Origin of the sequence: Planctomicrobium stercoris (genome assembly GCF_051465655.1) — a bacterium.
GTDB lineage: Bacteria > Planctomycetota > Planctomycetia > Planctomycetales > Planctomycetaceae > Planctomicrobium.
On record NZ_CP195791.1, the window covers coordinates 1382176 to 1396318 of the forward strand.

Consider the following 14143-nt stretch of genomic DNA (forward strand, 5'->3'; position numbering starts at 1 on the left):
AAAGGAGGGAGGGCGTTGAAGAGCGTTACTTGCGTTTTCGATTGCTCGCTGCTGATGAGGCTTCCGGGCTGAAATCGCAGAGCGGAACGACCTGACTGGTGGAGTGGATAACGTCCGAAAGTGTCACGCCTGCAAATGCGGATTCTGTCGCTGCGTAGGCGCGATCCAGTTCCGCATGCAGCGGGCACAGGCTCGTGTGCGACTTCAGTCCCAGCGGGCAGTGACGAATCCGCTGTAGAGGGTCGACTGCGTTGACGACGTCGAGAATGCTGATGGCAGCGGGTGCGTGGGCCAGCAGGTAGCCGCCGCCAGGTCCGGGCCGGGAGGTGATGAGTCCCGCGGAAACGAGGTCCTGCAGGACTTTCTGCAGGTACCGCCGGGGAATCTGCGTCCGTTCAGCGAGTTTGTCGGCCGACTCCGCCTGCCGATCGTCTCCCGCCAGCCAGGCCATGACCCGCAGTGCATATTCAGCGGTTTTGGACAGCAACGTTCGTCTCCCGGTGGAAAGTGAGTTGAATTCTACTCCTGTGGGTGTAGTATTGCAATGGGCGAGCTTTGCCCGTTTGCGATCCCCATGGAGAAGCTCATGAAGGCCGGCATCTCACTGCTTCCGCTTCTCTTTGTGGTGTTCGCTTCATTGGCGTGGGGAGAAGACGAGTTCGAGCGGCCTCCCATCTCTTACCGGACCGCTGAGCCGAATAACGACATCTCCCGGCTGCAGGTCCGGCTCGATGAGGGGAAGACGACTCTGGCCTGCGATCTCGAGCGGGGTTATCTGCAGTCGCTGCTGGATGAGCTGGAGGTTCCGGTCGAGTCTCAGGTGCTCGTCTTTTCGAAGACCAGTCTGCAGGCCCGCCGTATCTCCCCGCGGACTCCGCGAGCCATGTACTTCAATGATGAAGTCTACATCGGGTACTGCCATGCAGGAGACAAGCTGGAAATCGCAGCGATGGACTCCCAGCTGGGAACGGTGTTCTATACGCTGGATCAGGAAGCGGTCGATCAGCCGAAGTTGCTGCGGCAGACTGATGACTGCCTGACGTGTCACAGCTCCTCACGCACGGAGAATGTCCCCGGTCTGCTGGCTCGATCGCTATTTGTAAATGCAGCGGGCTTCCCCATTTTCTCCGGCGGAAGTCAGAACGTGGATCACACCACGCCGATCGAAAAACGCTGGGGAGGGTGGTATGTCACCGGGCAGCATGGCCAGCAGTCTCATCAGGGGAATCTCATCATCCGCAGTCAGGAAGTGCCTCGCGAGGTGGATAACGCCCAAGGACAGAATGTTCTCGATCTGCAGGACCGCTTCAAAGTCGAGAACTATCTGACTCCGCACAGCGACATTGTCGCCCTGATGGTGCTGGAGCATCAGATACTCGTCCACAATAAAATGGTCCGGGCGAACTTCACTACCCGGCAGGCGCTTGATTACGAAGCGACGATGAACCGGGCTCTGAACGAGCCGGCCGGGCAACGAAGAGAAAGTACGACCCGCCGGATTCAGAATGTGGGGGACGCCCTGATTGAATCGATTCTGTTCGTGAAAGAAGCAGAGCTCACGAGCTCAATGCAGGGAACCAGCGGCTTTGCCGATCACTTTGCCCAGCGGGGACCGCGCGATTCACAGGGACGCTCGCTGCGGGATTTCGACCTGACCCGCCGCCTCTTCAAGTACCCGTGCAGCTACCTTGTCTATTCAAAGTCGTTCGACGGTCTGCCGGTGGAGATGAAGGAATACGTCTGGCAGGAGTTGTGGGAAATTCTGGCGAAGGACAAGCATGCGGAGAAGTACGCTCACTTGTCCAAGGAGGATCGGCAGGCGATTATCGAGATCCTGCGGGAAACAAAACCGGGGCTGCCGGAATGCTGGACGAAACCGGAGTGAACCGCGTCGCTGATTGGTGGTGTTGAGAAAAGCTTTTAACCACGGAATGCACGGAATTCACGGAAAAAGCTGAACCGCGAATGGGGCGAATACGGCGAATGACTGCCATCGTAGGTCGATTGGCGTGGTGAAAGCGGAGTTCGGTGTCATGCTCATATCGCGTGAGCAGCATGGGCACGCAGAAAGTTGATAACGACGCGGATTCACGTTCGCCCTGCTGTCGCGATGCGAACAGGGCACTCGGTGGGTCACCAGCAGCGCATTGTCACACAGCCCATACTTTAGCATATTACCTATAGGTGGACTCGCCTGTCTTGAGGATGTTGCATCGCAGTAAGGTGTTTTGAGGCATCGACTTACGTTTCGGCTGTCTTGCTGGGGACGTTCCATTGTGGGTGTCACAGAACATTCCAAGCCTTAGATAGGAGGACTTTCAATGGCTGGACGTGTGGATCCGGTGGAGAGTTTTCTCAAAGAAAATGGGCCGACGGTATCTGCGGATCTTGCCAATGGACTGGTAGCCATGGGAGTTGCTGGCAATGCACCTGCAGCTCGAAAAATGATGCAGCGTGCCACCTGCAGAACGATCCAGTCGACGGATCCCGTACGTTTCGATAAATCATACCTTTACTACCTTGAGAGTCATAAGGGAAAACTGTACGCACAAGCAGTTCGGAAACTCCTGCCATCAAAACCGTCCTTTCACCGGATCTACAAGACGATTCTGTCGAATAAAGGCTGGATTACCGAGGGGCAAATCGGGAAGGCCTCAGGTTGCCTCCCCAAGGCATCTAAATCGACTGCAGGTGGACGATTACCTCTTGAGGCAGTGGTCGACCAGCTTATGAAACTCAAGCTCATCGAGAAAGTGGCAGGAGAAGATGAGCTCTTTCGCATTGGCATGCAATTCGGAAGCGTTGGACTGAGCCGGCCGGCATTTCGGAGAAAACTCGAACTCGAACAGCGGCTCCTAGTCATGCTTCGAGATTGGGTCCGAAATTGTTTTTTGATTGCCTATGATAAGCATTCGATGCGCAAGGCCGAAACATGTGCAACAGGATTCAATGACACGCTGTGGGATCTCCATGGGCCGACCTATTTCGGTCCATTTTCCGAATTTAAGCCTCTTCGTCGTTCAGTGCAAAGTGGCAGTTTTATCGCCGCAGAAATCCTCGGTTTTCGACCATTTTCTTCGGTTGACGCAGAAGCCACTCGTGAACGGGTCGAAGGCATTGGGCATAGATGGAAGTCGATCTCACTGGTCCCCCTTGTTGTTGCACCTGCATATTCGAAGGAGGCTTGGAAGATGTTGCGAGAGGCAGGTGTCATTGCGGCTACCTTCAAAGACGTATTTGGTCCGAACATTGACGAGTTGATTCGTCGATTCTCCATGGCAATCGAAGCAGGAGAACCTACTGAGGAGAATCTGTGCAATATTGAGAAGGCGCTTGCAATCACACATGGAACCGTCATCGACGAAGGGCTGCTTGGAAATCTGAAAGGCGCGCTGTTTGAGCTATTAGTTGCGATGGGATTTCGGGCTTCCGGGTTCGACACCACGCTTCAAAAGAAAATACGGGGTCTTCCCGGAATTTTGTGGGTGAGGTTGTTTGAATCTGGCGGGAGTGTGGTCAGTTTTGGAAGCTGTTGTTCATGAACACACTTTCTGAGCATTACGGGTTGTTGCTGGGGCTGGACCGGTCCTGGCGGGTGGTGGATGTCGATCTCTCGCTGGAGGAGAAGCGGGTTCAGATTCAGATTGAGCATGTGCCGGGAGCAGCAGTCTGTTGTCCGGAATGTTCGGCGGTGCGGCCGCTGAAGGATCATGCTCCGCAGCGGTCCTGGCGGCATCTGGACACCATGCAGTTCGAGACCCTTCTCACCGCTCGCATCCCTCGCACCGAGTGTCCCGACTGCGGAGTGAAGACGATTGAAGTCCCCTGGGCCGAGCCGCACGGACGGTTCACATTGGTGTTCGAAGCCTTTGCCGTTCGTCTGCTGCAGGTGGCCAGCAGCATCGAGAAGGCCCGGCTTCATCTGCGGCTGAGCTGGATGAGCGTGCAACGGATTATGGACCGAGCGGTCGAACGGGGATTGATCACTCGAGACCTGACAGACATCAGGCATGTCGGCCTGGATGAGAAGAGTTTTCTGAAGGGGCAGGACTACGTGTCTATCATGACCGACATCGATGGCAGCCGAGTCCTGGAAGTCTCCCCCGGACGTGACGAAACCGCAGCCGACACGCTGTGGAACACCTTCTCCTGGGAGCAGAAGGAACAGATCGAAGCGGTGGCGATGGACATGTGGCAGGCGTATCAGAACAGCGTGGATGCTCATGCTCCTGATGCAGAAGTCGTGCATGACCGGTTCCACATCGCCAAGCATCTGAACGAGGCTGTCGATCAGGTCCGGCGAGCCGAGCACAAGTCTCTGATGAAAGAGCAGGACGAGACGCTCAAGGGGACACGCTCGTTGTGGCTTTACAACCTGGAGAACCTCAGTGAGCAGAAGCGAGCGGAGTTCGAGCAGATCAAAGGTGCTCAGCTGAAGACGGCTCGGGCGTGGGCCATTCGAGAACAGTTCCGCTGGTTCTGGGACTGCCGGAGTGCGGAGGAAGCGGACGAGTTCTTCCAGACCTGGTTCAGCTGGGCCATCCGTTGCCGACTCAAGCCGATCAAGCGTGTGGCGAAGATGATCAAAAAGCGGATCGACAACATCCTGAGCTGGTTCCGCCACCAGATCAGCAACGCCGCAGCGGAAGGGTTCAACAGCATCATTCAGTCCCTGAAATCCGCCGCCCGAGGATTCAGGAACTTCGCCAACTACCGAACAAGAATCCTGTTCTTCTGCGGCAAACTCAAGCTGCTCCCAGAATCAGCAAGCCATTAAATTGTGGGAAGAACCAAAATACGTAAGCCAGATGAAGACGAGGAATTTGAAATCGACGTCGTAGCAGTCAAGGGGGAAACGCTCTGTAAACTTGTGGAATGCAAGGGGCGCCACGCGAAGTATGTCGAGTCCAGAGAAGATGTTGAGAGACATTTTTTCAATCGATGTCGCGCGGCAGCTGATCCTTATGGCTGGAATGTGACAAGTGGTTATAAGAAAATTGAAGCAATCTTTATCACCAGTGGTCAATACTCACCGGAAGCAGCAATCTATGCTAGCACGACAAAGGTGAGTCATGGTATTGCATGCACGACAATGGATCGAAACAGCTTACTTGAGTTTTTGAATGAAGCGGGACAAACACGATTGGTCAATATTGTAAATCAATACTATTGACCATTAGTGAGGGCCAGTTTCGTAAGCTGAGAAGCGTCGCGATTGCCCAGTGAACGCTCGGCTGGGTGGGATGTTCAAAGCGGAACCGGGTGCCATACTCATGCCGCGTCACCAACATGAGCATGCCGATGTCAACATGGACACCGATTCATGTTTCCCCCCGCTGGCGCGATGTGAGCAGGGTTCCCGGCGGCAATCCTCATATCGGTCCGCACAGCGGACCCTACTTTGCTCGCAAGTCATTACTCTGTCGCCGTCACGCGCACGGTGATCGTTCCCTGGTTGTCTCCCAGTTCGCCCCAGTTGTCGCCGCAGCGGAGGAAGAGTTTACCATCGGCGGGTGCGGTGAAGGTTCGCGAGTCGCCGATCGGGAACGGCTCGCTGAGGGTGTAATCCTTGAAGATGATTCCCATCAGCTGCCCTTTGCCATCGGCTTCACCGGCAGCGGTCAGCTCTTCGCCGTCTTTCGACAGCTTCCATGTTCCGGTCGTGCTGACCTGATAGGTCACTCCGGATTCGACCAGACCGCGTGAGGCCTGCCAGCCTTCTTTGGCGTTGATCTTCGCCATGCTGCCCGGTTTGGCTTTGACTGCTTTAAACGGTGTCTTCCAGTCCCAGCTGCACAGGTCGCAGCGGTAACCGGGTTCGAGATCTTTCAGGAACAGTCTGTATTCGAAATCGATTTCCTGAAGCTGTCCGCCGTACACGCTGTCGAAGCTGACATTGGCTCCGGTGAGAAATCCCATGCCCAGCGGTTTGAAGCGGGCGGTGTAGTTCTCGTTGAAGCCGAGCATGTGGCAGATTGCCCAGCGCCAGGCATAGTTCTGCCAGGAGTCTCCCGTCGTTTCGAGGGGGTTGTTAATGATCTCCGCGAGTGGTTTGGGTTCGCGGGATTTCAGATAGTCGATCACCCCCTGCTTGGCGTTGACCCCTTTGTCGTTGGCCTTCCAGTACTGCCCGACTTCGGCCATCCCTTCCGAGTACCAGGTCGGGCCGGTTTCACCAAAGGTGATTCCGCAGTAAGCGTGGATCGCTTCATGCTGGGGAGTGCCGTGATCGGCAGTGGCATAGACGATGGCATCCGCATCGAGCTTGGGGCCGTTGCGGATGCCGCGCGTCGTGGTGATCGTGAGTCCGCCCTGCTGCCGGATGCTGGCGATTCCGTCCGGTTCCATTTTCTGCAGCTCGGACTGCGGCCAGTTGGCAAAGTCCTTCACCACATACATGCGGATCGGCTTGCGAAGCGGGCTGCCGAAGTAGGCAGCGACGAGCTTGAGCATCGTCTCCAGTCGGTCCAGCAGGTCTTTGGCTTCGGCCTGAGGAATATCTGTCATCACCTGAAAGTTTTTTGAGGTGTACAGCTGCGGGCCGGACTTCTGCGCCCAGGCGGGCGATGAGCTGGAGATCATCAGTCCGCACAATACGAACGCAACAAAAATCCAGCCCCGCATGTACTGCTCCTCAATCCGCTGTGGGCCCGTTCCGAAACGGGGATCCGAATCGCGATTGTGTCGGGATCCGGATCTCCTGAATCGGCGTCCGGATCTCAGTGATGATGTCCGGCATGACCTTTGAAGAGGTCATGGTCCTTGTTCCCCTTGGCGTAGACATAAGCAATCAAATCGAAGATTTCCTCTTCAGTCAGCTTATTCAGCACTCCCTGCGGCATCAAGGAGACCTTGGAAACGCTCCGTTCCTCGATGTCGGCTTTCTTGATGACGGTGGGTTTATCGGGGGCCAGTGGATTGGTGACCACCTTCACCTCGTCCGCATCTTCTGAAAGGACCAGTCCTGAGAGGATCTGTCCGTTCTCGAGGGCGAACATCTGTGAAGCGAACTTCTCATTGATCCGCAGCGACGGTTCGAGCACGTCCCGCAAGACGTCCTGCAAGCTGCGTTTGGGGTCAAGCTGCGTCAGATCAGGACCAATCTGCTGACCTTCGCCGTTGAGTTTGTGACAGCTGACACAGGCCGCCACTTTGAACAGCTGCTTGCCGACTTCGAACGACCGGGGGGTATGCCCCATGGCGACGTGACCTGCCTGAGCAGCCAGGTCGTCGTACTTCCACTCGGTGTTGCGAAGCAGGTATTTCAGAAGTTCGTCCTGAGGAGTCATGGAAGCGACCGCAGCATCCGCATCGGTGTTCGAGCCGTCCACGACATACAGGGCCCCGTACATGCGCCGCCAGTGTCCCGGGTAGGTGCATACGTAAGGATAGACCCCGGGTTTCTTCGGAGCTTCGAAGGAAATTCGTTGCGTCTGGCCGGGTTGCAGCAGGCGGCTGGCGAGCAGGACCTTGTCCGACTTCGGAATGTAGTTCCGGGCCATGGCGTCGGGATCCTGTGCGGTTTTCTCCGCCAGCAGGCCGATCTCTTCCATGGATCCGGGCAGCACAATGGCGAAGTTGTGCGGCATGTTGTCGGAGTTCGAGAAGACGAACTCGACCGGTTTGCCGGCCTGCACGATGATCTTTTCCTTGTCGTAGATCATGCGTTCGGGCACGGTGCCGACGGCAATGACGCGGACGTCCAGGTTCTCCAGCCGGGAGAGAATCGCCTGCCGCTGTTCCTCGGGAAGCTGGTCCGCAATCGACTTGGCGGTGGCCATGGCGGTCGTGGCGTTTGTTCCCGTGCGGAACTTCACAGGGATCTCGCTGAGGTAAGCGACGAGGTTATCCGCGAGCGGTTGAAGCTGGGCTTTCTTCCAGGATTCGACGGGAATTCCCTGCAGGGCGAGGATCGCGCTGGTGCGGTTGCGACCGGCTTTGATCAGTGCGGTGAGGTCGTCGAACTTCTCCGCATCATGACCGGGAATGAACGTCAGGGTTCGAATCGCGACATCGTGCAGCGACGAGCTTCCGGAAACGGAAAGGCGGTCGGCCGGGATCACCTCTTTTGGAATATCCGGTCCCTGCCAGGCAACCTGGAAGGCGTAGTTCCCGGTCCCGTTGAAGTAGGTCACGGTGATGGGATGCGACCCCGAGGGGAGATCGATGACGCCGCTTTTCTCGGTCGGGCCCTGCAGGGCATCGTTGTTCACGACCAGTTCATCCCCGATGTACAGCCGGGAGCCGTCATCGGAGGTGGTGAAGAACGTGTACTTGCCAGCTTTGTCGATGGAAATCGATCCTGTGAATCGCAGGGCATACCCTTCACTTTGCGTCCGTTCAGGAATGTCGAGCGTGAAGGTGGGGGCAATGCCGCTGGCCTGCGGTCGCATACGGTTCAGGGTTTCGATGGCGACATTCGGGCCGTTGGGCTGGAAGTAGTCAACACGAACACCGTTGTCTCCGGTCGAGCTCCCTGCGGACTCCTGAGCCAGATTTCCGGGGAGTTCGAACAGCAGCGGTCGAACCTGCTCATAGGTGGCAGAACGAACCTCTCCGTTGGAAATCAACGGGATTGCCTCCAGCACGGAGCGGACAGCATCCTTGGAAGTGGAAGCGAGTGTTAAAGCGTTGTGAGCCCCGTTGTCTGTCAGAATCAAAGCAGCATAGCCGGCTCGGGCGCCAGCGGCTGTCTTGCCTGCGGTGGCGAGTTTCTCCAGCTGGCTGCTAACTTTCTGCAGGTCGCCTGTCGGCTGTTCCAGCAGCAGTTGAGTGAGGACCGGCAGATCCGATTCCTGTTTCTGGGCATCCTTCTCGGTCAACAGAGTGAGCACAAGGTCAACAGGGCTGACCTTTCTCATTTCTGCCAGGCCGTTGAGTGCTGTGCGGAGTGCAGCGTCCGGAACATTCTGGCGCGCGAGGATCGCAAGATAGACCGCTTCTGACGGTTCGAGCTTGAGCAGGTCATTCACATTCGCGTTCGCGAGCGCGTACTGATGAGCGACACTGGACAACGGTTTGCCCGAGGCGATGGCCTGTTGAATCTGCTGGTCGATGTGCAGCTGGCCTTTGGCATACTTCAGCACGTAATCGAGCTGAACGTCGAGCGGACGGGTGGCGACTTCGTAAAAGACTTCCGCTGTTTCCGGTCCGCTGAAATTGATGGCGGCCTTCACCGCTTCCGCACGGACGAGCGGTTCCTCTTCCCGGGCAGCGGTCAGAAGCACCGGTGCCCAGCTGGTGATTTTGTCTCCCCAATGACCGAGCGTGCGGATCGCTGCAGCCCGGACTCTGGGTTCTTTCGACTGCAGAACCTTTTTGAGGAGCTCTTCGTTGGGGACCCGGTGTTCTTCGAATGTCCAGAGGGCTTCGAGAAGTGCCTGTTCATCCGCGGGAGTCTTTGGTTCGATTCCGGCAGTCCACTGGCTGAGAGCCGCAGTGACTTCATCAGTCTTGCGGCCGCTGAGTTCGAGCCGTGCACGATAACGAGTGCCGTTGTCTTCCCCGTAAAAGGCCTGGGCGACTTCAGCAATCGGTTTGCCTTTCAACTTCAGGGGCTTGTCGTTGAACTTGCCCCCGTGAGTGACGCGATAAATCCGGCCGTGCGTGTGGTCCCGGTTCGGGTCGCGGATGTTGTGCTGCATGTGCCCGATCAGCGGGTTCGCCCAGTCTGAAATATACAGAGCTCCGTCGCCGGCCACTTCGACATCGGTCGGCCGGAAGTTGGGATCCGACGAGATCAGGATCGGCTCAATTTCGACGGCATTGATGTCGGCACCGTCGTATTCGACGCGATGTTGCAGCACGCCGAGAACGCCAATGGAGTTGCAGATCAGGAAGTTTCCATTGAACTCCTTGGGGAACTGCGAGCTGGAGAGAAAGCCCGTGGCAGGGACGGGACGAACCCGTTTCTGATACCAGTCCTTAGGCGGAGCAACGCCGTTTCCGATGGAGACATAGCTGCCGGTTCCGCTGGTGCCGTCGCTGGCGAACATGTATCCCCACTGATCGAATGCAATGCCGTGAGGATTGGGGCCGATGGGGTGGTGGAAGGAAACTTCGTAGGTGCGGGGGTCGAACCGGTACACGCCATCTCGCGTGGAGCGGAACGTCTTGGTCGGGGTTTCCATGTTGTCGACATGGAACACGCCGTGCGAGGAGTACAGCCCGCCGTCAGGACCGATGACCAGTGAATTGGCGGTGTGATGCGAGTCTTCCGAGGAGATTCCCTGCAGCATCCGGATCTTCACATCCGCGCGATCATCTCCATCGGTGTCTTTGAGGAAGATGATCTCGGGGGCCGCTGCGACGAGGACTCCGCCTCCCCAGAATTCGAACCCGGTGATGCTGTTCAGGCCGTCTGCGAAGACAATCAGCTTGTCGGCTTTGCCGTCGTGATCTTCATCCGGCAGGATGATGAGCTTGTCCGCGAGAGGTTCGTTGGGATTCCAGTGAGGGTAGGTCGGCCAGGTGGCGGCCCAGAGCCGGCCGTCGGTGTCGACTGCCATCTGCACCGGCTTAATCATGTCGGGGAACATCTCTTCCGAAGCGAAGAGGTTCACTTGCAGTCCTTTGCCGATCTCCATGCTCTGGATGGCTTCTTCACCTCCCAGGAACGGATACGTGCCGTCGGGAAGGGGACCGGGCTTGTTGGTCTGCACCGGGATCTCGGGAGGCGTGTTGCTGTCGTCGACAACAAAGTCTTTGCCCTGAGCGGCGGCCCAGACCTTTTTGTCGCGGTTGGCGGTCTGCACGGTGAAGATTTCCATCTCCCGCTGCATCACGTCCGCATTACTTTGACCGAACCAGGCGAGCTTGGAACGTCCGCCGAAAATGTTGTAGCCGTCGATCGCCCGATAGACGTTGAACCAGCGGAAGTCCTTGTCGATCACTGCCTGTCGGAGCTTCTCCAGCTGCTTGGGATCGGTTTTGGTCTCACCCCCGAAGAGTGATTTGACGATCACTTCCGAGATCTGGCGGTCCCCTTCAGGAGTCAGGTGCACGCCGTTCATGGTGAGCGGCTGGGTCTCTTTTGCGTACAGCTCATAAGAGGGATGAAAGAGATCGACGAAAGGGATTCCTTTCTCTTTGGCCACTTCCGCCATCGCCTGTGTGTACTGTTCGAGAATCACATTGTGCTCGCGACCATCCGGCAGGTTCGGATCGTTCAGGTCTTCGTGAGCGACGGGGGAGAAGAGGACCAGCCGAGGCGAGCCGCGGTCGCTGTATTTCGCAGCGAGAGTCTGATCGATGAAGGTCTTGAGACGTTCACGGAACTTGGGGAGACCCTGTTCGCCGGCAAACGCTTCGTTGTACCCGAAGAAGGCGAAAACGATGTCTGTCTGCGTCTTCGTCAGCCACTCTTCGGGAGAGCCAAAGTTCTCGGAGCGGGGACGGAGGTCGACTTCGTCCCCGGGGAATGCGAGATTTCGAAAGACGAGCTGCAGGTCTGGGTATCGATGCTGAATCAGGGTTTCCAGCCAGCCATCATGCTGCATTCTGTCGGGGAGGGTATTCCCGATCAGCGTGATGTGGTCTCCTTTTTTGAGTTCAAGCTGGGCTTCGCCAGCGCGGGCGGGCCCAGGCAGGAGGATGAGTGCCGAAAGGCAGACCACTGCGGAAAATCGACAATTCACTTGGGGTTACTCCGAAGGCAGGGGGAGCGAAAGGCTGATCAGGCAGTACAATTCATTCTCACGGGTCAGCTGTCCCGGAGTCAATCATCTGATGTTTGTGTTTTGATGTGTTTTCTAAGAAGCCCCGAAATAAAGAGGAAGCGGTGTCTTAGGGTGGGAAAGCGATGACAGCATTGGCGAGTTTAAGAATGGGTCGGCCTCCCTGTGATTTATCGTTCCAGTGAGTTATGTTGCACTACGACTGATGAAAAACAGGACTCGGGGTCTTGAAAGTCATCAGGCTGGAATTCGTCGCTTTCGAATCCCTGAATGTTTCATTGCCAATGGTTCCAACAAGAGACTGATGAAGAGATGAGCTTGCCTACTCTTTCTCCTGAACTGGTGCTGCAGGCGCAGCAACGACTGGCCGGATATCTGCACCGGACACCGCTTGTTCACTCACGGACGCTGAGTGAGAAACTTGGAACCGAGGTCTACCTCAAGCTGGAATGTCTCCAGAAGACAGGTTCCTTTAAGCCTCGCGGCGCCTTGAACAAGATGCTGACCCTGACTCCCGCAGAACGTGCAGCCGGCGTCGTGGCGACCAGCGGAGGGAATCACGCACAGGGACTCGCACTGGCAGCGAAGATTCTCGGCGTGGAAGCGACCATCTGCATGCCGGACAACACTCCGTCCAATTATATTGACGCGACACGCGGATACGGGGCCAAGGTGGTCCTCTGTCCGGGACCAGCCGCCACGACGGTGGAAGCAATGCGTCTGAAAGCCGAAGGGCTCACCTTCGTTCCCCCCTTTGACGATCCTCTGGTCGCTGCAGGGCAGGGGACCGTCGGTCTGGAGATTCTTCAGGACCTTCCCGGTGTGACGCGGATGTATGTCAGCATCGGCGGTGGGGGGCTGATCTCCGGGATCTCCACGATCATGAAGGCCGCCCTGCCGAACCTGCGCATCTTCGGAGTTGAAACCAAAGGGGCCGACGCCATGGCCCAGAGTGTCGAAGCCGGAAAACTCGTGGAACTCTCCTCGATTACCTCAATTGCACGCACGCTGGGAGCACTGAAAGTCGCTCCCATGACTCTGGCGGTCGTGCAGGAACTGGTGGAAAAAGTGATTGTCGTCGAGGATCGGGACGCTGTGCAGTCGCTGATTTATCTGCTGGAACGGACCAAGATTCTCACCGAACCGGCCGCCGCCTGCTGTCTGGCCGCAGCCGAAACTCATCGGGGCGATTTTCAGCCGGGTGAGAAGATCGTGCTGCTCATGTGCGGCGGGAATGTCGCTGTCTCAGATCTGTGCGACTATTACAGGCAGTTTCCCGCAGCCGCGTCGGCCTCGTGAAATCAGGGCGACTCCCGCGTCAATTCATTTCGGATCATTCACAACTTTCTCAAGGAGAATCTCCATGTCTGAATTCGATCTTCTCTCTCGTCGCGGTTTTCTGGGGGCCGGAGCGGCAGCTGTGGCGGCCGGTTGGGGAGTGAAGATGCAGGCTGCCGAAGAGGATGAAGAGGAGGGGAATTACATCGATGCCCATGTTCACGTCTGGACTCCCGACGTGAATGCCTACCCGCTGGCAAAGGGCTACACGAAAGAAGAGATGCGTCCAGCCAGCTTCACTCCGGACGAATTGTTTTCCGAATGTCGACCCGCCGGCGTGGACCGGATCGTCCTGATTCAGATGAGTTACTATAGCTTCGACAACAGTTATGTGACCGATGTGATCGCCAAGTACCCGGAAGTGTTTCGCGGGGTCGCGATTGTCGATGAACATCGTCCCGATCTGCGGGACGCCATGCTCAAGTTCGTGGGGGATGGAGTGCGTGGATTTCGGGTCATCTCCAATAAAGAGACGGTCGGCACCTGGGAGAAGTCCGAGGGGATGCAGACCATGTGGGAAGTGGGCGCGGAGGCAGATCTGAAGATCTGCCTGCTGGCCGACCCCGACACCCTGCCCGCGATTCAGAAGATGTGCAAGAAATATCCCGATACGCCCGTGGTGATCGACCACATGGCCCGGATCGGAATGAGCGGGACCATCGTTCCGAAGGACGTCGAGAACCTGTGCCGGCTCGGCGAGTTCGAAAACGTCTACGTGAAGACCTCCGCATTTTATGCGCTCGGGTCTCGCAAGGCCCCTTACAAGGATCTCGGACCGATGATCCGGAAGCTGCGGGACGCCTATGGGGCTCAAAGACTCATGTGGGCGTCAGACTGCCCGTTTCAGGTGCAGAACGGACACACGTACAAAGAGTCGATCGACCTGATCAAGAGCGGCCTGGACTTCCTGAGCGAAGAAGACCGCAACTGGATTCTGCGGGACACCGCTGAAGAGGTGTTTTTCTCGTGATGACCTGTTTGGGGGGCGGCAATTGACGCGAAGCGTTGCCGCACTCGGAGAGTGCGGCATACGTATCTCGCACTCTCCCAGTGCGAGCACTGGACGACCCCGCTGTGGATCTCATACAGAGTTCGGAGAGTGCAGCATGCGTGCCCCGCACTCTCCGAGT

The 14143-nt window shown here is 57.1% G+C and carries 9 protein-coding genes; 6 read left to right on the plus strand and 3 right to left on the minus strand.

The annotated features are described in order from the left end of the window. Positions 1-25 precede the first annotated feature (25 nt). Positions 26-487, minus strand: a complete 462-nt coding sequence (locus SH661x_RS05710; protein WP_437228894.1) for an Rrf2 family transcriptional regulator — start codon at positions 485-487, stop codon at positions 26-28. Positions 488-586: 99 nt separating this feature from the next. Here SH661x_RS05710 and SH661x_RS05715 point away from each other — a divergent pair, with 99 nt between their 5' ends. From SH661x_RS05715 to SH661x_RS05730, 4 genes are all read left to right on the plus strand, one after another. Beyond that, positions 587-1885: a hypothetical protein gene (locus tag SH661x_RS05715; protein ID WP_437228896.1), complete on the plus strand. Its 1299-nt coding sequence runs from the start codon at positions 587-589 to the stop codon at positions 1883-1885. 436 nt (positions 1886-2321) lie between these two features. Then, positions 2322-3542 (plus strand): hypothetical protein, encoded by a 1221-nt coding sequence (locus SH661x_RS05720; RefSeq protein ID WP_437228898.1) that lies wholly within the window; start codon positions 2322-2324, stop codon positions 3540-3542. Continuing rightward, the gene (locus tag SH661x_RS05725) at positions 3539-4777 is read left to right on the plus strand and encodes an ISL3 family transposase (protein WP_437222029.1); all 1239 of its coding nucleotides are present in this window, start codon (positions 3539-3541) and stop codon (positions 4775-4777) included. Before SH661x_RS05720 ends, SH661x_RS05725 begins: the two co-directional genes overlap by 4 nt. A 3-nt stretch (positions 4778-4780) precedes the next feature. After that, positions 4781-5173, plus strand: coding sequence for a hypothetical protein (locus SH661x_RS05730; RefSeq protein WP_437228900.1), 393 nt, complete (start codon positions 4781-4783; stop codon positions 5171-5173). A gap of 242 nt (positions 5174-5415) precedes the next feature. On the opposite strand, the gene SH661x_RS05735 is transcribed toward SH661x_RS05730, so the two are convergent. Both SH661x_RS05735 and SH661x_RS05740 read right to left on the minus strand, forming a co-directional pair. Then, positions 5416-6624 (minus strand): hypothetical protein, encoded by a 1209-nt coding sequence (locus SH661x_RS05735; protein WP_437228902.1) that lies wholly within the window; start codon positions 6622-6624, stop codon positions 5416-5418. 95 nt (positions 6625-6719) lie between these two features. Then, entirely contained in the window at positions 6720-11636 is a 4917-nt protein-coding gene (locus tag SH661x_RS05740) for a PVC-type heme-binding CxxCH protein (RefSeq protein WP_437228904.1), read from the minus strand. Positions 11637-11993: 357 nt separating this feature from the next. Between SH661x_RS05740 and SH661x_RS05745 the strand changes: the two genes are divergently transcribed. Next, positions 11994-12974: a threonine/serine dehydratase gene (locus SH661x_RS05745; RefSeq protein ID WP_437228906.1), complete on the plus strand. Its 981-nt coding sequence runs from the start codon at positions 11994-11996 to the stop codon at positions 12972-12974. Between the two features lie 64 nt (positions 12975-13038). Beyond that, positions 13039-13983, plus strand: a complete 945-nt coding sequence (locus tag SH661x_RS05750; RefSeq protein ID WP_437228908.1) for an amidohydrolase family protein — start codon at positions 13039-13041, stop codon at positions 13981-13983. Positions 13984-14143 lie beyond the last annotated feature (160 nt).

What these genes read in the sequence shown, in the direction of transcription:
- SH661x_RS05715 (WP_437228896.1), top strand. Translation starts at nt 587, where the DNA reads ATGAAGGCCGGCATCTCACTGCTTCCGCTTCTCTTTGTGGTGTTCGCT.
- SH661x_RS05720 (WP_437228898.1), top strand. Translation starts at nt 2,322, where the DNA reads ATGGCTGGACGTGTGGATCCGGTGGAGAGTTTTCTCAAAGAAAATGGG.
- SH661x_RS05725 (WP_437222029.1), top strand. Translation starts at nt 3,539, where the DNA reads ATGAACACACTTTCTGAGCATTACGGGTTGTTGCTGGGGCTGGACCGG.
- SH661x_RS05735 (WP_437228902.1), bottom strand. Translation starts at nt 6,624, where the DNA reads ATGCGGGGCTGGATTTTTGTTGCGTTCGTATTGTGCGGACTGATGATC.
- SH661x_RS05750 (WP_437228908.1), top strand. Translation starts at nt 13,039, where the DNA reads ATGTCTGAATTCGATCTTCTCTCTCGTCGCGGTTTTCTGGGGGCCGGA.